This is a genomic window from Nitrospirota bacterium, assembly GCA_015233895.1.
Taxonomy (GTDB): Bacteria; Nitrospirota; Thermodesulfovibrionia; order Thermodesulfovibrionales; family Magnetobacteriaceae; genus Magnetomonas.
Map to the genome: position 1 here is coordinate 1 of JADFXG010000001.1, position 18,934 is coordinate 18,934.

At 40.6% G+C, this 18,934-nt stretch carries 15 protein-coding genes; 9 read left to right on the forward strand and 6 right to left on the reverse strand.

The window, feature by feature from the left end:
• Positions 1-361: 361 nt before the first annotated feature.
• Positions 362-1,051 (forward strand): hypothetical protein, encoded by a 690-nt coding sequence (locus HQK88_00005; protein MBF0615179.1) that lies wholly within the window; start codon positions 362-364, stop codon positions 1,049-1,051.
• A gap of 19 nt (positions 1,052-1,070) precedes the next feature.
• The gene (locus tag HQK88_00010) at positions 1,071-1,766 is read left to right on the forward strand and encodes a hypothetical protein (GenBank protein MBF0615180.1); all 696 of its coding nucleotides are present in this window, start codon (positions 1,071-1,073) and stop codon (positions 1,764-1,766) included.
• Between the two features lie 79 nt (positions 1,767-1,845).
• Here HQK88_00010 and HQK88_00015 read toward each other — a convergent pair whose 3' ends face one another.
• Together HQK88_00015 and HQK88_00020 are read right to left on the reverse strand one after the other, a co-directional pair.
• On the reverse strand, positions 1,846-2,127 hold the full coding sequence (locus HQK88_00015; protein MBF0615181.1) for a type II toxin-antitoxin system mRNA interferase toxin, RelE/StbE family: 282 nt from the start codon (positions 2,125-2,127) through the stop codon (positions 1,846-1,848).
• Positions 2,124-2,345 (reverse strand): hypothetical protein, encoded by a 222-nt coding sequence (locus HQK88_00020; GenBank protein MBF0615182.1) that lies wholly within the window; start codon positions 2,343-2,345, stop codon positions 2,124-2,126. Before HQK88_00020 ends, HQK88_00015 begins: the two co-directional genes overlap by 4 nt.
• Positions 2,346-2,533: 188 nt before the next feature.
• Here HQK88_00020 and HQK88_00025 point away from each other — a divergent pair, with 188 nt between their 5' ends.
• Entirely contained in the window at positions 2,534-2,734 is a 201-nt protein-coding gene (locus tag HQK88_00025) for a type II toxin-antitoxin system HicA family toxin (protein MBF0615183.1), read from the forward strand.
• Positions 2,731-2,991, forward strand: a complete 261-nt coding sequence (locus tag HQK88_00030; GenBank protein ID MBF0615184.1) for a type II toxin-antitoxin system HicB family antitoxin — start codon at positions 2,731-2,733, stop codon at positions 2,989-2,991. Before HQK88_00025 ends, HQK88_00030 begins: the two co-directional genes overlap by 4 nt.
• 68 nt (positions 2,992-3,059) lie before the next feature.
• Here HQK88_00030 and HQK88_00035 read toward each other — a convergent pair whose 3' ends face one another.
• A complete protein-coding gene (locus HQK88_00035) occupies positions 3,060-9,542 on the reverse strand; it encodes a type I polyketide synthase (GenBank protein MBF0615185.1) in 6,483 nt (2,160 codons plus the stop codon).
• 58 nt (positions 9,543-9,600) lie between these two features.
• Positions 9,601-10,464: a UTP--glucose-1-phosphate uridylyltransferase GalU gene (gene galU / locus HQK88_00040; protein MBF0615186.1), complete on the reverse strand. Its 864-nt coding sequence runs from the start codon at positions 10,462-10,464 to the stop codon at positions 9,601-9,603.
• A 171-nt stretch (positions 10,465-10,635) separates the two neighbouring features.
• Between galU and HQK88_00045 the strand changes: the two genes are divergently transcribed.
• The 5 genes from HQK88_00045 (at position 10,636) to HQK88_00065 (ending at position 15,215) form a co-directional block, all read left to right on the forward strand.
• Positions 10,636-11,067, forward strand: coding sequence for a hypothetical protein (locus HQK88_00045; GenBank protein MBF0615187.1), 432 nt, complete (start codon positions 10,636-10,638; stop codon positions 11,065-11,067).
• A gap of 103 nt (positions 11,068-11,170) precedes the next feature.
• Positions 11,171-12,052 (forward strand): protein-glutamate O-methyltransferase, encoded by an 882-nt coding sequence (locus HQK88_00050; GenBank protein ID MBF0615188.1) that lies wholly within the window; start codon positions 11,171-11,173, stop codon positions 12,050-12,052.
• On the forward strand, positions 12,049-12,597 hold the full coding sequence (locus HQK88_00055; GenBank protein MBF0615189.1) for a chemotaxis protein CheD: 549 nt from the start codon (positions 12,049-12,051) through the stop codon (positions 12,595-12,597). Before HQK88_00050 ends, HQK88_00055 begins: the two co-directional genes overlap by 4 nt.
• Before the next feature lie 16 nt (positions 12,598-12,613).
• Entirely contained in the window at positions 12,614-13,693 is a 1,080-nt protein-coding gene (locus HQK88_00060; protein MBF0615190.1) for a chemotaxis response regulator protein-glutamate methylesterase, read from the forward strand.
• 76 nt (positions 13,694-13,769) lie between these two features.
• The gene (locus HQK88_00065; protein ID MBF0615191.1) at positions 13,770-15,215 is read left to right on the forward strand and encodes a tetratricopeptide repeat protein; all 1,446 of its coding nucleotides are present in this window, start codon (positions 13,770-13,772) and stop codon (positions 15,213-15,215) included.
• A gap of 111 nt (positions 15,216-15,326) precedes the next feature.
• Here HQK88_00065 and HQK88_00070 read toward each other — a convergent pair whose 3' ends face one another.
• Together HQK88_00070 and HQK88_00075 are read right to left on the reverse strand one after the other, a co-directional pair.
• A complete protein-coding gene (locus HQK88_00070; protein ID MBF0615192.1) occupies positions 15,327-17,945 on the reverse strand; it encodes a hypothetical protein in 2,619 nt (872 codons plus the stop codon).
• Complete coding sequence (locus HQK88_00075; protein MBF0615193.1) at positions 17,918-18,934, reverse strand: MoxR family ATPase; 1,017 nt, start codon at positions 18,932-18,934, stop codon at positions 17,918-17,920. Before HQK88_00075 ends, HQK88_00070 begins: the two co-directional genes overlap by 28 nt.

Sequence of the window (18,934 nt, forward strand, 5' to 3'; positions counted from 1 at the left end):
ACTCATTGTGTCATGCCTCCTTTTTGTTATAACTGATAATATAATTCAGTTAGGCAGTTTCTGAAAATATACTTTCCAAAAAATGCTCTCTAATTAGACTTCATGACACAGTTTTTTGAACACTCTCTGGGATTCAGATTTTAGAGGTGTTTACACACTCTTTCCCAAAAATCCCTTTAAGTCATCCCTTCTCTACACCATCCTTATAAATATCTTTGTCGGCTGAATCAATCGTTTGGGTGATTTTAATCATTGCAATGTGTGTGTGTGTGTGTGTGTTAAACTAAATCGCTTTTTACAAAAAGAATATGTTCATACCCTCGTTCAGAGGGTATAATGATACGCTTTAACAGGAGTGAATATGAATAAGGGAAGGTTATTTGTGCTTATGTCAGCTCTTGCTTTGACATTATTTCTCTTAATGTCGGGGCATTCCGTAAAAGCTTATGACAATGTTACTTACACCCTGCCGTTTCTGGGAGTTAGTACAAACAACGTAGTTTATTGTTTTGCATCCAATGCTTCTACAGACAATGTGTCAGTGGGTGTATCCGTAATGGGCACCTCTGGATCCACTAAACCTGCTCAAGACGTAGCAATGCTCGGCGGTGTTATTATATATGCCAAACAAACCCAAATGATTACATTTACGGGCTCTACAGCAACTCTGGGTTCAGCCGTGGCTGACCTTTCTCAAAATGTAGGTACGAATTCCTCTGACATGTATGGTATCCACCTGACATTCTTCGGTTCATACACAGGAGTTACTACAACAGCAAGGTATTCGCAAATTACTCCAATCATAAATAATGAAGACGGCAATCAATTATTCAACGTTGCTAATGCTTTTCTATGCTCACCTTTACCATATATTGTATTCGGGCCGCAAACAACGACAACCATGTCAAAAAACGGGAAACCAACCGTTGCCGCAAGTTGTTTATCTGTCGGCTTGGCTTGTTATCAAGGTACCACATCACCTAAACGTAACCTTGTAGGTTATACGTGTATGGATACTATCAATACTTTTATAAAACCTCTCAGTTATTAGAGAAAAGGAGAATATAACTATGATTAAGAGAAAATTTATATACATTACAGCGTTGGTTCTTATTGTTGCAGCAGTTACGGTTAACGAGGGGCACAGATATGTCTCCGCTTCCGATAACGTTACATACTTTATGCCTTTTTTGCATACTCATACAAATAATGTGGTTTACTGTGTTGCTACCAACATGTCAACCGACAATGCTACTGTAAGTGTAACCGTTCTTACAAATCCAACCGGTTATACACTTAACTGGACACCGGTAGCGCTTTCTACTGTTGTATATTCAAAGCAGTCGGTTATGCTTACCATGTCCGGAACGTCAGTAACAGGTGGTTCAGGATCCGCAGATATTTCGCCATACGTATCTTCTGGTTCCAACGCATATTCTGCAATGATAACTTTCGCAGGCGCCAATACCAAAGCCTCAACATCAGGTGTATGGTACACCGACTATGTTACAGCAGGTTTCAGAGAATATAATGATAATGCCCGTAAAAATTTTGGGAATTTAGCTCCTATTTATACATTTGCTAAAAGCGCTCAATTAAGAAATGGAACTTACATAGATGTTGACAGTGGCTACACGACAGTACCACTTACCTGTCAGACACTCACTATGGCATGTTTTCAAGGCACCACAACTCCAAGGAGAAACCTTGTAGGTTATATGTGTATGGATACAATAAACTCGGCATATCCACCGAATTCGTACTAAAAAAGCTCAACTGTGGACAGATGCTTTTTCTTTAGGGCAAAGTACTCTGTCCGCAGAATATGGGAAATGTTTACCTGTATTAATAGACTTCCTCGTGAGATCCTATTTCTATTAGCAAGATATCTTTTTCGTTCTTATTACTCTCCACAAAATCAAATATTATACGTAGGTCGTAACCCACACAACATGCCCATGAACCTGTTAACTTCCCTTTGAGTTTATGAGTTGACAAGTTTGGTTTGAATGGGTCATTTATAAGTAAGTCTAAAACTCTTTCAATATCTTTGATTGAATCAGGATTTCTCTTGAGGTGACGTTTCAGGGCCTTTATAAATGTTTTACCCCAAATAAGCTCTCTCATTTATAAAGGTCTTTCATTAAGTCATCAACAGAACCTTTTTTTACTTCTCCATTTAAATAATCTTCTTTTGCTTCTTTGATACTTTCTGCTAATTGGTCACGCCTATGCTCTAACAGCCTGCTGCGAATGATAACAATAAGTTCTTCTTGCTGAGATTCAGACAATGATTCGACAATTTCCAAAGCATCCTGAAATGCTAAATTATGTTGTTTTTGCAAAGAAAACTCCTTAAAGCATTTCAATTATTATATCATAAATTGCCTTTGCAATTAACTCAGTTAATAAAAAACCTTTTACAGGAGTTAAACGTGTGAGCAGTATATTATTTTTCCGCTGAAATATGTTTCCCCTTGCTTTAATACCTCTTTTTATCGATAATGATTCAATGCTATAATAAAGTAGAAACATGAAGTTTAGCGAATTAGTAAGATTACTTGAGGCCGATGGATTTAGGATTGTAAAAGAAAAAGGTTCTATAAGGTATTATAGTAAATCAAGTTGGCCTAAATTGCTTAGAATAGACTATCATGGTTCAAAAGAAGTCCCTAAAGGGACGTGCAATGCTATATTAAAATCAGCAGGTTTAAAGACCGGAGGGATATCATGATAGAATTAGAGTATTCCTTAATAATTGAGGCAACAAAAGAGCCGGACTATTTTGGATTTTACTCCCATGAGTTAGAAGGATTTACAGGGATTGGGCATTCAGTTGAAGATTGTTTGTATAAAGCAAAATATGCAATGAAAGAACATATTGATTTGCTGCGAGAAACTGGCTTACCAATACCACCCAAAAACCTAAATCCGAAAATTATTATCCAGAATGAGCTGGCACAAGATTACCCGGTAATGTCTGTTGTTTAAAGCAGATAATAGATTTTCATAAGAGAACTCAATTAAAAAAGCATTTTAAGTTATTACATTACTACGTTTTAACCCAGCTCATCTTTTATTAACCTTTCAAGGTCGTCATCGTTTAAGTCATCTATGTAATCAAGGTTGTCTGACTTTTTACCTGATATGCCTGTCGTTTCATTACTCTTTGCAGATTCATCATTTGCAAAAAACTCATTTTTCAAATTATCAGATATAGCCCTTATCGTGGGGTAACTAAAGAGAAACCCCACAGGGAGCGCAATGTTAAGCTCTTTTGAAATGAGATTACGAAACTCCACAGTCATTAGAGAATCAAAACCCTGATCCATTAGTGGCTCTTCTATCAAAATATTAGCGTCTCTATCATAGCCAAGTATCCGGTTAACTGCGCCCTTTATATAGGAAACAATAAGTTCTCCCCTGCTTTCGGCGGATGCGGCTCTAAGATTTTTAAGGATGTCCGATTCTGGCACATCTCCAGTATTTAAAATCTCTGGTGAAGCACCATCGGATATTTCCCGGTAGAAATATTCTAAAAATCCTGAGTTTATCCCTTGAGGAAGCCGTGTTAAGTACGTATGCCAATTTATATCTATGACACACGTGTTTGTGTGCTTGTCATAGAGAAGTTTTTCTAAAATTGATAGTCCGTCTTTTACTTCTATTTTGTTAAAGCCAATTGCCTCAGTGTTTTCAGGTCTTTTTGCAGCCATCCCAGTGTTTGCCCAAAGGCCCCAATTAATTACAATAGTCCTGATGCCACAACCTGAGAAATAATGTGCCGCTGAGTTAAGGAAAGCATTAGCGGAGGCGTAGTTAGACTGCCCGGCGCTTCCTAATACAGATGCAGCCGAGGAAAAAAGGACAAAGAAATCAATTTCTCTGTTTTCTATAATATTATAAAGATTCCATGTGCCGGTTACTTTTGGCTCCATAACTTTTCTAAATCTCTCCGCATCCTGATTTACTATCACACTGTCATCTAAAACACCTGCGGCATGAAACACTCCCCGAACCTGCGGCATCTCTGTATCTATAGCTCTAAAGAGCCGCTCAACATCCTCTGTGACAGCAACATCGGCTGACATCACCCTCACAATGACCCCTTGTGCTTCAAGCCGCGATATTTTTTCCCGCGCCTCCACACTTGCCTCATGCCTGCCCGTCAGCACGATATACCGCGCCCCTTTTTCAACAAGCCACTGTGATAACTCAAGACCCAGTGCGCCCAGTCCGCCTGTTATTACGTAGGTTGCGTCATTACGGATAAGCGAGGCTGAAACACTATCTATCTTAAGCACTACCTTGCCAACGTGTTTGGCTGCCGCCATGTATCTATAGGCTGATGAGGCGTCAGTTATCGGAAACACCTTATGAACCAGTGGCTTTAACGCACCTGAGTTTAAATGCGATGTGACTGTTTTTAACGTTTCTTTTATAATGAGAGGCGTTTGCTTCGATACCTCGCCCATATCAAAGCTATGATATGAGACATCAGGCCGGTAACGTTTTACCTCATCAATCGTCCATATGCCGATTTTACCAATTTCAATGAAACGCCCCCCTTTGGAAAGCACACTCAGACTTTTGGGAATGTATTCGCCGTTAAGGCTGTTTAATACCATGTTTACGCCGCGCCCTTGAGTTAGAGCCATCAACTCATCCGAAAAATCAAGGCTCCGTGAATCCATTATTTGACTAACACCCTGAGCCCTTAAAAAATCCCACTTGCCGCGGCTTGCAGTTGCATAAATATCCGCTCCAGCCATCTTTGCAATGTTTACTGCAGCAAGCCCCACACCCCCTGCCGCTGCATGAATCAGTATCTTCTCGCCAGCCTTAAGCCCGCCACACACTATGAGACCATACCATGCGGTCAGATAGGTTAGCGGCACTGTGGCAGCCTCGGTGTAACTCAGGTTTTCAGGCATCAGTGACACGAAATCACTGTTTACTGTCGTATAGGTTGAAAATGTCCCGTTAACCGGAGCCGCTATAACCGAATCACCGGGCTTTTTGTCTTTTACACCTGTGCCAATACGGCTGACAACCCCTGAGCACTCAAAGCCAAATACCACATCCTGTGGAGCCTTATTACCGCTGTATTCCCTGAGCATTCCAAGAGCGTTCAGCACATCACGGAAATTAAGCCCTGCTGCCTTTACCTCTATCTCCACCTCGTTTTCAGAGGGATTTTCCCGAGTTGCCGGTTTCAACTCCAGTGCATCCAAACTACCGTACTCAGTGAGTCTTAACGCTGTTTTTTCGGCATTCTGTAGTGCCTCAGCACTGAATTCTTTCGCATTGCGTCTCTTAAGACGGCAGACATACCTGCCATCATTTCTCATTGCCACCTGCTGTTCTTTGTCTTCATTAAACAACTCATTATAAATAAACAAACTTTCGTTCTGTTCGATTGTTGCGGGTAAATCAATCAGTTGTGCGGCAAGCTCCGGATGCTCAAGAAACAGAACCCGGCCAAATCCCCACACCGGCGATTGGTATGGGATTACATTTATCCCCTCATCATTCCCAACAGGCCATACCCCGCGGGTTATTATCATAAGTTTTACGTTTTCATGTTTCACAAGCGTCTGCACTGTATGAAGTAGCCCAATAACTCCGAGATGGTTAACGCCGAACTCAGAGCCAGAAACTCCGGCGCTCCATAAATAAACAACACCATTAAGTCTGCTTATGGAGGCAAACAATTTTTCAAAATCACCCGCAGACTGAGGGTTTATCTCATAGCCTTTATTATCGGGAAGTTCACTGTATGCGTTCCCAGGTCTAACATAAACACTTTCTAAACCGTTTTCCTTAAAATAAGATGAAAGCTGCCCTCCAACACCGTCTTTGTTAGTAAATATCGCCCATAAACCACTGTGTATTGATAATTCTGCAACCTGATTTGCATCTTTCCTTTCCCAGTTAATATCATAAAGAAAATCATTGTGCCTGGTCTTAGAGAGAAGTTTAGTGCGGTCTGCCTTTTTAGCCGTAAGTCCTTCTATAAACATTAAAGGTGTTCCATCCTCTGTATATACAGTAAAGTTGAGTTTTATTTCATTGTCAGTTTTTAATGTTATTTTGGCATGGCTCCACAGTTTCGTAACACTTTGGAGGGTTGCATGTAATGCGCCAAAGCCCACAGGAAGGAATGTTTCTTTCATATCTATTAATGCAGAGGCTGTCTGCAGTACGGCATCTATCGCTATAGGATGTATATTGTATTTGGATGAATCCATTGCCGCAGTATCAGAAAGAATTATCAAGCCAAGAGCTTCCTCATCTTTACTCCACAACTTTTGAATTGCCCGAAAATCAGTTCCATACTCCAGTCCTTGTGATGAAAACTGCTTGTATATATTTGCTACATCGTGTTCTTTAATGCAACGTTTTTTCACGGACTCCAGCGATTCAGTTATATCAAAACTACTATTGTAAACTGTCCCGTTTACGTGTAAAACCCACTGAAGGTTGCCATCAGTGTTTTCTAAAGCACTGAATATTTTAAAGGCAAACTCTCCGTTTTTTTCAGGCATAATAAGAGTTTGAATTTTTATCTTGTCGTCAGTTTCCGAAATTATTAAGGGCTGTAAAATATTAAAGTCTTTTATGGCTATTGTCTCAGTTTTCAGTAAAAATTTAGCAGCAGTAAGAGCCATCTCGATAAATACTGCGGCAGGTACAACTGCATAGCCGTAAATGCGGTGTTGTTTTATAAAATCAGGGGATTCATAAGAAAACTCGTTTTCAAAAACTACCTCCCCTGTTGCTAAAGGACGCCTTACGCCTAAAAGCGAATGTGAAGCATCCGGCATAAATGCTCTTGGTTTAATATCAATCCAATATCGTTTGCGTACAAATGGATAGTTTGGCAGCACTGCAACTTTTTTATAGCCATATGGAGCGTTAAACTCTCTCCAGTTAATGTCCATGCCGCAGACGTAGAGTCCGCCAAGGGTTTTTAGTATCTGTCTCCAGTCATTTTGATCTGTCCTCTTAACGCCGGTGGTCGCTGACAACAGAGATGGGAGCCATGCATTTGCTTTGTCATCAACACACCTTTTGCCCATGCCAAGAAGCACTGCTCCCGGGCCCAGTTCCACAAACACCCTGTAACCGTCTCTATACAGTGTCTCAATACCTGCTAAAAACCTCACTGTCCCTCTAAGGTGCTTTACCCAGTAGCTGGTTGACTCCCCGCCGCAGTAATAATCTCCGCTAACGTTTGATACAACCGGTATTTTGCCTCTGTGATAGACAACTTTATTAGCAGTAAGAGCAAAGCTTTCCAACACAGGCTCCATCAGCCGCGAATGGAATCCGTGTGATACTAAAAGTTCTTTGCTCTTTATCCCACGCTCTGAGAGACGTTTGCACGTTTCCATTACAGTATCCCGCACCCCTGAAATCACAACGCTGTCATGCCCGTTAACCGCTGCTATGGAAACATCATCAGAAAATAATTCTTCTTGCACCAATGTTTCACTTGCAAACACTGCTGCCATTGTGCCCTCTCCTAAAGCCTCCCACATCAAGCGTCCGCGCTCAGATACAAGCATTAGAGCATCCTCAAGCGAAAACACTCCGGAAATACATGCAGCAGTGTATTCACCTATACTGTGGCCTAAAAGAGCTCCCGGCTCAATTCCCCAGGATTGCCATAACTTGTACAAACTATACTCAAGAGAAAATAACACAGGCTGAGCATATCGGGTTTCATTGAGAACCTTAGCCGATATGCCGCCATACATCAATTCCAAAAGAGGCACATCCATGTGTTTTTGCAGTATCTTGCCGCATTCTGTGAGGGTATCTCTGAAGACAGGACTGCTTTCGTAAAGGCTGCGTCCCATGTTTTGTGAAAGTCCGCCCTGTCCGGTAAAAAGAAATGCAATCTTAGGATGCCGCTCTGGTAACAGTATTTCTTGTGCCTCAGACAACCCTTTAAAAATCTCCTCAGAGGTTTGTCCTATAGCAAATCTGCGCTTATTAAAATGATTCCGTCCAATGTTTGATGTGTAACAGATGTCAGAAACTAAAATGTCGGGTTGTGAAGCTAACAACTCTTTATATCGGTCAGAGAGCTCAGAAAGGGATTCATCAGTCTTAGCTGAAAGTGTCAGTATGTGAACAGGACGATTAAGCTCGGACTCAACTCTCTTATGTATAGGCGCCTCCTCTAACACAACATGGGCATTTGTTCCGCTAAAACCAAAAGAACTTACTCCGGCAATCTTTTTACCGTTCCATGAGCGTCCTGAGGCTACCTCAATAGGTATTGCCGCCCAGTCAATGTGCGGATTTGGAGTTTTAAAGTGCAGATGCGGGGGAATTGTCCCGTGCTGCATTGAAAGCACCACTTTTATCAGTCCTGCCACACCTGCAGCAGCCTCCAGATGTCCGAGGTTTGTCTTTACCGTGCCTATTATAAGTGGGGAGGCCTTACTCTTTACTGTACTAAATACTGCGCCAAGAGCTCTGACCTCTATAGGATCACCTAAAGCAGTGCCTGTGCCATGTGCTTCTATATAGCTGATCTCTCCCGGCTCCACTCTGCCATCAGCAAGAGCACTGCGTATCACACGCTCCTGGGCAGGCCCGCTAGGCACAGTGAGTCCCCCGCTTGGCCCGTCCTGATTAACAGCGCTGCCTCTTATTATAGCAAGCACATTATCCCCGTCAGAAAGCGCATCGGAAAAACGCTTGAGCACTATAACACCACAACCCTCTCCACGCACATAACCATCCGCTGCCGCATCAAAAGTTTTACAACGGCCATCGGAGGAGAGCATCCGCGCTCTAGAAAAAATAATATTAGGCGCAGGTATGAGAATAAGGTTTACGCCTGCAGCAATGCTCATATTGCATTCCCTGCGTCTGAGGCTTTGTACGGCAAGATGCATGGCAACCAGGGATGATGAACAGGCAGTATCAATGGACATACAGGGCCCTGTCAGACCAAAAGTATAGGACAGACGGCCTGCTGCTGCACAAAGACCGGCGCCTACGCCGCTATAGGCATTTATCAAACGGGCATCCAAATCGGTAAACTGAAGCGCCCCATACTCAAATCCGCTTATACCAACAAAAACACCAGTGTTACTGCCATATAGAGCATCCGCAGCAATTGAGGCATTTTCAATAGCCTCCCATGTAACCTCTAAAAGAACACGGTGCTGGGGGTCAATGTTGACCGTCTCCTTTGGGGAAATGCCAAAAAGGTGTGCATCAAATGTATCAACGGAATCCAAAAAACCGCCGTAGCGGCAATACATCTTGCCCGGAGCATCTGGGTCGGAGGAATAATAATCATCAATATTCCATCGGTTAGCTGGGACAGTAGTTATGGCGTCAGTTCCACTTTCAAGCATTTTCCAGTAGGTATCGGGGTTGATAACACCGCCAGGCAGCCGGCACCCTACACCTATAATAGCTATCGGCTCACGCTGCTGGTACTCTATATTTTCTAAACGGCCTCTCATATCTTTAAGTTCCATGAGAGCCTTTTTCATTAATGACTGGTTATCCATAAGTTATCCGTTGTTGCATTGGGAGTTACTGAGCACAGCTATTACAGACAGATAAAAATTAGAAACCTGAAGCTAATTCTTTTATGTAACTTTTTAGTTTGTCAGCAAATTCAGGGCGCTTTAGAGAAAGACTTATTGTAGCTTTTAGAAAACCGAATTTATCTCCGGCATCGTACCGCTGTCCTTTAAAAAGATAGCCATAAATGGTGCGCTTTTTAAGTAAGAGGTTGAGAGCATCTGTTAACTGATACTCACCTCCGCGTCCTGGAGGGATAATGTCAAGTTCGGCAAAAATATCCGGCGTCAATATATAGCGCCCAATAACGGCAAGCCTCGACGGCGCCTCATCCACTTTTGGCTTTTCTACAAGGCCATTGATCTTGTATAACTGTCCGGAAACAAGTTCCCCTGATATAACACCATACATAGAGACCTCATCAATCGGCACCTCCTGCAGGGCTATCACCGGCGATTTATACTGGTTATATATAGCTATCATATCGGCAAGAAGCGTATCCTCAGGGTCTATAATATCATCACCTAAAAGCACGGCAAAAGGCTCATCTTTAACAAAAGCCCTGGCACAGTTTATTGCATCTCCTAAACCAAGAGGCTTGCTCTGTCTTATAAAAGCAAAATTCAGTTCCGTATGAAGATTCAACTCCGGTATGTTTGCATCCTTGCCTTTTATCCTGAGATTTTCCTCAAGTTCGCAGTTATAGTCAAAGTGGTCTTCAATAGCCCGCTTATTTCTACCGGTAATAATTATAAACTCATCTATATTACACCTGACACATTCCTCAACAGAATATTGTATCAGCGGCTTATCTACTATAGGGAGCATCTCTTTGGGCGAGGCTTTCGTAACAGGCAAAAACCTTGTGCCTAAGCCCGCTGCCGGAAGTATTGCCTTTTTCAACATCACGTATTTAAACACAAGAGCAAATATCTTGTCAACATAACTAATTTGTTTTTTGTCAGAAAAAACCTGAACTACTGTACAATTGCTAAAAATAAATTTACAACATTTTAATATATTATGATATAATGAGAGGTAAACCTTACTGAAGTAAAGAAGGTTGGAGGTTGGATTGTGGTTACAGTTGAGCTGGAAAGCCCTGAGGTAAAAACGTATATCCGTCAAGTGGTGCTTGAGACGTTAAAGGAGGCGCTTGCCGCATCATCCGGGGCAGATGCAACTCAGCCGCATAGTGAGTTAGCTACTCTGTTACTGTTGCATGTAAGAGATATGGAAGCATTTAAAATTCGTATAGAAAGCGAATTGGCAGCCATAAAACAAAAACTTGGCAGTATTGAAGAACGGTTGGATAAAATAGAAACTACAATGGCTACAAAAGACGACTTGAAAAATGCTGTCGCTAACATGGTAACAAAAGACGATATCGCTAACATGGCTACAAAAGACGATTTAATAGATGCTATTGCTAAGATAGGAAAGTCTATAAAAAAGAGGCTTTCTGAAAAAGAAACGCCTACTGAAAAAGAGATGCTTTCCGATAAGTAGTTTTTGGGGGGGTTGGGCAGTAAAAATACGAAGCCGTCATGTTTGTTTACGAGTGGCTATTATGAGTTATATGTTATCTTTATTTGTGAGGAGATTATAATAGATGCCTGTGGCTGAAAGAGCAGAAGATAATCAGTTTCAAAGAGCTACACTGACGGATAAGGAATTTCGGCGGCTGGGTGATTTCGTTCACTCAGAGGTCGGAATAAAGATGCCTGATATTAAAAAAACCATGCTTGAGGCCCGTCTCCAGAAAAGACTAAAAGCACTTGGCTTTAACACCTTCAATCAGTACATAGAGTATGTGTTTAGCCCTAAGGGGCGTGATGCCGAAATTATAAATTTTATCGATGTTGTAACAACAAATAAAACTGACTTTTTCAGAGAGCCCAACCATTTCGAGTACCTGACCTCTACTGCTTTACCAACCCTTATCAGAACTCACGGGGCAGGCGTAAGGCGTAAACTCATGGTCTGGAGTGCCGGGTGTTCAACCGGAGAGGAGCCCTACACGCTTACTATGGTACTTGATAATTATGGACTTAAACAATACAACGGAGCTTTCGGTTATGTAATAATAGCAACGGATATTTCCTCAAGAGTGCTTGAAAAAGCGCAAAGCGGCGTGTATGAAGAGGAAAAAGTGGCTCCTATCCCAATTGAGATGAAAAAGCGGTATCTGTTAAGGAGCAAAGACAGGAGTAAGAAAATTGTAAAAATAGTGCCTGAACTAAGGTCTATGATAAAGTTTCGCCGTCTTAATTTTATGGAGGGTGATTTTGGATTCAGAGAAGAGATGGATATAATTTTTTGCAGAAATGTAGTTATATATTTTGATAAACAAACGCAGGAGAAACTTCTGAACAAATTCAGCCGCTATTTGGTTCCTGGTGGTTATCTGTTTATGGGGCACTCGGAAACAATAGCCGGATTAAACGTACCGTTTGTGCAGGTGGCGCCTACTGTGTATAGGGTTGCCTCTTGAAAATATCCGAGATACGGCTTCCGATAGTGTTTTTAAAACCGGGCGAGCTCCATATGGGGACTGAACACGTAGCAGTGCATACGGTACTGGGATCGTGTGTTTCCGTAACCATGTATAATCCACAATCAGGGCTCTCAGCAATGTGTCATGGTTTGCTGCCTCACTGCGGCTCTGAGTGTGGAAACTGCCCGGAAAAAATGAAATACGTGGAATGTTCCATAGTACACATGATTGATTGGTTTAAAAAATTCGGAGTTGATAAGTCACAGATTGAAACTAAGGTATTTGGCGGCGGTGATGTGCTTGATTATTCTAAGGGCAGCTGTGTCAACATTCTCCCTCCGGCAAGGAAAAGACAGAGTGTGGGAAGCCAAAACATAGAGGCTGCTCTAAAGGTGCTTAATGAGGCAGGCTTTAAGATAAGTGCAAAAGATATTGGGGGGAGTTTAGGCAGAAAGATGTTTTTTTTCACAGATAACGGTGAGGTGTTACTAAGAAAAATTAAAAAGAGATGTACTTCAAGCCAAACGCAGATGGCTTATTAAATATAATGGAGTTTATATGGCCTTAGGTTTCGCAAAGAAAATAAAAGTGTTAATTGTGGATGACTCTGCAGTGGTAAGGCAGACACTTTTGACAATACTATCCTCAGATCCAATGATTGAGGTTATAGGCACTGCATCGGATCCGTATGCTGCGGTAAATAAGATACATGAGGCTCCGCCGGATGTAATCACTCTTGACGTAGAAATGCCGCGGATGGATGGGATAACGTTCCTCAAAAAAATAATGACTCAGTATCCGATACCGGTTGTGATGTGTTCATCACTTACGGACAAAGGGTCTGAGACAGCGCTAAAGGCTCTTGAGTTCGGAGCTGTGGATATAATTAGTAAGCCTCGTGTGGGCACTAAACAGTTTTTGGAGGACTCTCGTGTGCAGATATGTGATACAGTAAAGGCAGCAGCATCGTCCCGGTTGAGAAAAATATCGGCTGTAGAGCAAAAAGTGGCGCCAAAGCTTACAGCGGATGCTGTGATTTCAAGAGCGCCCTCTCAGGCTATGATACAAACTACGGAAAAAGTGGTTATAGTGGGAGCCTCAACGGGTGGCACAGAGGCATTAAAAGTGTTTTTAGAGGATTTCCCAATGGATTGCCCTGGTATAGTCATAGTGCAACATATGCCGGAGCATTTTACGGCAGCCTTTGCAAAACGTTTGGACAGTATATGCACAATAAACGTAAAAGAGGCTGCAGATAACGACTCAGTAATACGTGGCCGGGCACTGATTGCTCCCGGCAACAAGCACACAATGATAAAGCGAAGCGGTGCACGGTACTATGTTGAAGTAAAGGACGGCCCGCTTGTCAGCAGACACAGACCGTCGGTAGATGTGCTGTTTCGGTCAGCCTCGCGTTATGCCGGTAAAAACGCAGTGGGGGTTATTATGACCGGTATGGGCGATGACGGAGCACGCGGAATGATGGAGATGAAAGAATCCGGAGCATTTAATATTGCTCAGGATGAGGCCTCCTGTGTTGTGTTTGGAATGCCTAACGAGGCAATTAAGCATGGCGGCGTAGATAAAATACTACCCCTTGACAAGATCGCAAAAGAGGTTATAAGAATCTGCGGTTAAAGTGCCTTGTCACGTAAGTTCAGCAATGAATAGAACCACCATTTGATCTTATGGTGTTTTGGCGCCAAGCGTTAACGTGATTAAAAACAACAGACAGATAATACATAACATTGCTATTTATTCAATAGCCGTCATTGCTTGTGTCTTTTCAAGCATTTTTTTGTTTAATTATTCAAAAATACGTTTTTATGAGCAAAGATTATTTACACTTCCTTTAACAACTGCTCAACTATATCGTGTGCTTCCTACACCAATAGCTCAAACACAAACATCTGATACAACAGCAACACCGACAACAATATCACCAACACCAACAGCAACACCATCTATAACTACAAATCAACCCGTAGATACAATTCAAAAAAATAACGTTAATATCAATGGCGATGGAAATGTATCAGTTACATCCACTGATAGCATAAAAATTCTAGCAAATAAGTACAATATCCCAATACAAACTGCCAGATATCTTGTTAAAGCCCTTTCTAATCAACTGCAAAACAAATATCTAAATATTGCTGAAGTGGAAGCACAATTACAAGAGTTGTCAAAGAAATATAAAGAACTTGAAAAGCAATTAGCAAAACCTCCTGAAATAGATACCTTAGCGACACAAGCAAAAGCAAAATTGGACAGCGGTGATTTACCTGAAGCCGAGCGGCTGTTAAAGCTATCTATGGAACATAATTTAAAAGAAGCGGAAAATAAAAGTAAAGAATTGGCAGAAGCAAGAGTTAAAGCAGCGGCATCAGACACCTTTTCGCTTGCCAAGTTAAAGAGTTTGGAAATCAAGTATCAAGAAGCCCTCGATTATTATGAAAAGGCCGTAGAATTAGACCCTCAAAATACTTTATATTTAAATGAAGCTGGATTTATGTATGACACTTTAGGTCAGTATCAAAATGCGATTGAGTATTATGAGCAGGCGTTAAAAATTGACAAAAAGAATTTTGGCGATAACCACCCTAACATTGCAAGAGATCTTAACAATCTGGGAATGGCTTATGTTTCTCTAGGGCAGTATCAGAAGGCGATTTACTACTTTGAGCAGGCTTTGGCAATATATAAAAATGAACTTGGCGATAACTACCCTAATGTTGCAATAAGTCTTAACAATCTGGGAGAGGCTTATGTTTCTCTAGGGCAGTATCAGAAGTCTCTTTACTACCTTGAACAGGCTTTAACCATTGACAAAAAGAATTTTGGCGATAACCACCCTAACATTGCAAGAGATCTTAACAATCTGGGAATGGCTTGGGGGGCTATGGGCGAATATAAGAAAGCTATTGAATACTTTGGACTGTCTTTGGCCATTGACAGAAAGAATTTAGGTGATAACCACCCAAATGTTGCAAGAGATCTTAACAATCTGGGAGACGCTTATTTTGCACTTGGCAATTATGAGAAAGTTATACCATTGCTTAAACAAGCTTTAAGTATATATGAGACACAATTAGGAAGTAACCATCCCTCCACAAAACGTACAGAGGATTTATTAAGGAGAGCTGAGAAAAAGCTATAGAAAAGGAAACGGAAGGCATAATGTTCGATTAACATGAAAAATTACAAATTAATCTAAAAGTCTCAACACTACGTATTGCTGAAGTAATTAGGGATTTTATCTTCGCTTACATTACACCTTCTTTTTAAGTAATGACAATGCTAATGTAAATCCGGTAAAAGTCTCGTATATAATTGAGAAAATAAATGAAGCCGTAAAAAAAGATAAAATCTCTCTATAAGGCTCACCGAGGCTGAATAATAATACTTCAAACAAATATTTTGCAACAAAGTAAAATATTGCTGAAGCTGCAGAAACCGTTATTGTGCTTGACAATACCCAAAACCTTGAGAAATAAATATTTTTTTTCAGGATTAACCACTGACAAGCGCACAAGATGCTCCACAAAACGAAACCTATAATAAAAAAGCTGAAAGGAATTACATCGTAATCAACTAACAACTTGTCAACAAATAATCCCATGCTTAAAAGCAAATTTACACTTAGTACAGTAGTAAGTATCCAATACCTGGATAGTTGTATATGCCCGAACAAAAATTTCCATTGTTTACAACCAACAAATAAACTGCCTGTAACAGTTATGGAGAAAATAACTGAAAATAAAAAATAATCATTTTTTAATACACTACCGCTATTTAGTATTATCGTGTAAGCCAAAAACACAAAAGGTAATATAAGAGTATTTGTCAGTGTCCAGCTAAATACGAATGTTTTCACTTCTTTAGAATTATTATTTGACAATATCCTCTCTAATGCTTTGGTAAGCCGTATTGCCAGATTAGTTTTCAATCTTCCTGTCATAAAAGTTTTAAATATGTAGTCATGAAGAGGAGAATCCTTCGACGCTTCTCTTTTAATTAAGTGATATAAATATTTTGACAAATATGAGAGACTATTAACATTTTGTTTTGCTATCTCAAAAGTCGAAACATCCACATCATCTGCACTGACTGCTGTTAAAAGCAAAGCAGTAATTGCATTCCTGATTTTTTTTTCTTGTTGCCGGTCAAGTTCAGAAATAAATATTTTCCGTAACCAGTCAGGCATATAGCTGTATCGAAACCATGGCAGTTTGACAATATCCATAAGACGATTATCTGTCTCTATTAATTTTCGTTCTCCGCTGTCTGTTATATTGTTGCCAAGATAGACGGTTAAGTCCCAGTTTATCTCAGGGTAAACAGCACATGCGCACAGCCAGAGATAACCATCTTTACCAAGATAAATCCGTAGTGAACCCAAAACCTCATCTACCAGAGACTGTTCTGGAGATATGCGTTCTAACCACCGCTGCGGGAAATATTTCAGTTCCTCAGGATAAAGTTTTTTCTCGCCGGTTACAGGCAAGGTGTAGTTAAATTTGAGAATCTTTTTGATGAAAGAATTTAACCCATCGAGTGAGGCATGGTAAACCTCCATATGTTCAGACAGTTCATGTTCCCTGTAGCCCCAAAGTTCACGTGGGTTTGGAGTGAAGACCGCTTTTTCTTTTTTCCAGTTTAACAGTGTTTCAACCCACGGTTCAAGGTCTCCTGACAATGGATTAAAAAAATCTATAATGTCTGAAAACACTATTAGCCGTGACTGGTTGTGTTGAGTGGCAAGCTCGGAAATTTTAGCGGGTGGTTTTTTACCATCGTAAGAAAAACATAAACGCGGGTCACGGTCAAAATGATATACTGTCACAAATACGTGATTTCGCTCAAGTTGCTCAATAAATTCCTCGATAAATTTTGCCTGATGGTCGCCGTAATGCACACGATCTATTAATACCAGATATTCCGGCAAAACCTGTCTTGTGTCGTAAAACGGAGTGAAGTAACCGCCATTTCGCACTGTCTCATCCACTGTTTTATCGATTTTAAGTTCGATGGATGATATTTCCGTTCGCCGTCTGAGCTTAGCGGCTATACCAAAAAAACGCAGTACATCAGGGAATAAATCATTTAATGAAGTTTTTATTGAGAAACGGTCAGTATCATGTTTTTTTTCCGTTGCAAAACGCTTAAGAAATATGTGCGCACGATAGTACATAAATAAATACCACGATAAAGCCAGGCAAAAAGCCAGGATGAGAGGTGCGGATGTCATATACATAGAAATTGATAGCTTTAGTTGCGTAGTCTTTTCAGGTTGTTTTTCAAAAGGTATTCCTGTTACATTCACTTGCACTGTCTGTGCATTTGTCTGTGTATACTCTGTTTTAGTATTACTGCCGTTGACTATGACACTTTTTGTAGTAGTTTTGTCAGCTATACTCAAGTCTGGGTTATAGGTTACATAGTAGTAATAACCCAATAAAAATGCAGAGATAACCAAAAGTATTGAAAGAATTAAACGTATTAAGTCTGTATATTTTTTCCACTTAGGATATTTCTTTAATTCATTTTCTAAGTATTGCGTTTTTTCACTTCTCGTATCTATTATTTTCTCTGCAAGTCCTTTTCTTTCTGTGAGTCCCTTTAGTTTAATCCAATCATTAAAACGAATGAGGAAAATGTCCTGTTCGGATGGTTTGGAGCAGAGGATGGGGCCAATAAGATTTCCAAGTTTATGTACTGAGCCAATTCCTTTCCCAATTGCAGCCAGTGACAGCATCAAGTCCTGAACTGCAAGGTACTGCGATATTCCAATATTAAACCCTTCTTTTCTTAGCTCATCTATAAAACTGACAAGCTCTTCAAAATTAAACCTATCTAATACTATTTCTCCTGTTGTTGTATTAACCATGACTCTTTCCGCTCGAAACCTGCTTTTATAACCTCCTCCGCCCTTTTCTGATCATTTTCTGTTTTAACAACAATACCGATAGTTTTCAATACTATCTCTTTTGTTATGGATGTGTTTTTCCCGTTTCCTATAATTTCTCTGAGTGCCACTATCCAACCCAAGAGCTCTGCTGTGGATGGCTTTTTGTGAATGTTGCGATCTTCACGTAATTTATTAAAAACACTCAATGCAATTCTAAAGAATTCGTCTTTTGTGTTAACTCGATGTCCCAAACGAAGCGAGATTATATCAGATAATACATCAGATTTTGGAAAAGGAATGTTGTAATAAACACAGCGGCGTAAAAAAGCGTTGGGCAGATCCTTTTCAGTATTGCTTGTAATTATTACTATTGGATGGTGTTTATGGTCTGCCTCAATTTTACAATTTTCTAATTCAGGAATTTTAAAATACATATGTTCTAACTCATTTAATATATCATTAGGAAAATCCCTGGAAGCTTTATCCACCTCATCTATCAAAACAACAGATCTGCTCGCTTTGTCTTGGGAGTAATCTGGAATGTATTTCTGAACATAGTCTTTTTCTCTGGTTCGGAGAATAGCCTCTCCAAGCGCATTGAACGAGATGTATTTGACGCTTTCAACGTTTTTATCGTTAGAGCGGGAGTCATGAAATCTTCTTAAAGTATCGTAAGAGTAGAATAAGTCTTTGGCTACACTTGTAGATTTAGTTTCAAACTTCAGAGGTTCATCAAAGCCCAGCTCCGCTGCAAGACTATAGGCAAACATGGTCTTACCGGTACCCGGCTCACCTGTAATTAGAAGCGGCTGCCCAAGCAGTAAAGCAGCATTGCAAGCGTCTTTAAGTTTCTCATCGGGTAAATAATTTTCCGGATCCGGAAATTCTGTAAGCTTCAGCGGTTTTGGCAGCCCTCCATAAGGTTCACTTCTTTTTTGCCCGTTGCCATTGTAATAAGGAAAACTCAT

Coding starts and splice junctions, on each gene's coding strand:
- HQK88_00005 (MBF0615179.1), top strand. CDS start 362: ATGAATAAGGGAAGGTTATTTGTGCTTATGTCAGCTCTTGCTTTGACA.
- HQK88_00050 (MBF0615188.1), top strand. CDS start 11,171: ATGCCTGTGGCTGAAAGAGCAGAAGATAATCAGTTTCAAAGAGCTACA.
- HQK88_00060 (MBF0615190.1), top strand. CDS start 12,614: ATGGCCTTAGGTTTCGCAAAGAAAATAAAAGTGTTAATTGTGGATGAC.
- HQK88_00015 (MBF0615181.1), bottom strand. CDS start 2,127: ATGAGAGAGCTTATTTGGGGTAAAACATTTATAAAGGCCCTGAAACGT.
- HQK88_00010 (MBF0615180.1), top strand. CDS start 1,071: ATGATTAAGAGAAAATTTATATACATTACAGCGTTGGTTCTTATTGTT.
- HQK88_00070 (MBF0615192.1), bottom strand. CDS start 17,945: ATGGTTAATACAACAACAGGAGAAATAGTATTAGATAGGTTTAATTTT.
- HQK88_00030 (MBF0615184.1), top strand. CDS start 2,731: ATGATAGAATTAGAGTATTCCTTAATAATTGAGGCAACAAAAGAGCCG.
- HQK88_00025 (MBF0615183.1), top strand. CDS start 2,534: ATGAAGTTTAGCGAATTAGTAAGATTACTTGAGGCCGATGGATTTAGG.
- HQK88_00035 (MBF0615185.1), bottom strand. CDS start 9,542: ATGGATAACCAGTCATTAATGAAAAAGGCTCTCATGGAACTTAAAGAT.
- HQK88_00075 (MBF0615193.1), bottom strand. CDS start 18,934: ATGAGTTTTCCTTATTACAATGGCAACGGGCAAAAAAGAAGTGAACCT.
- galU (MBF0615186.1), bottom strand. CDS start 10,464: ATGTTGAAAAAGGCAATACTTCCGGCAGCGGGCTTAGGCACAAGGTTT.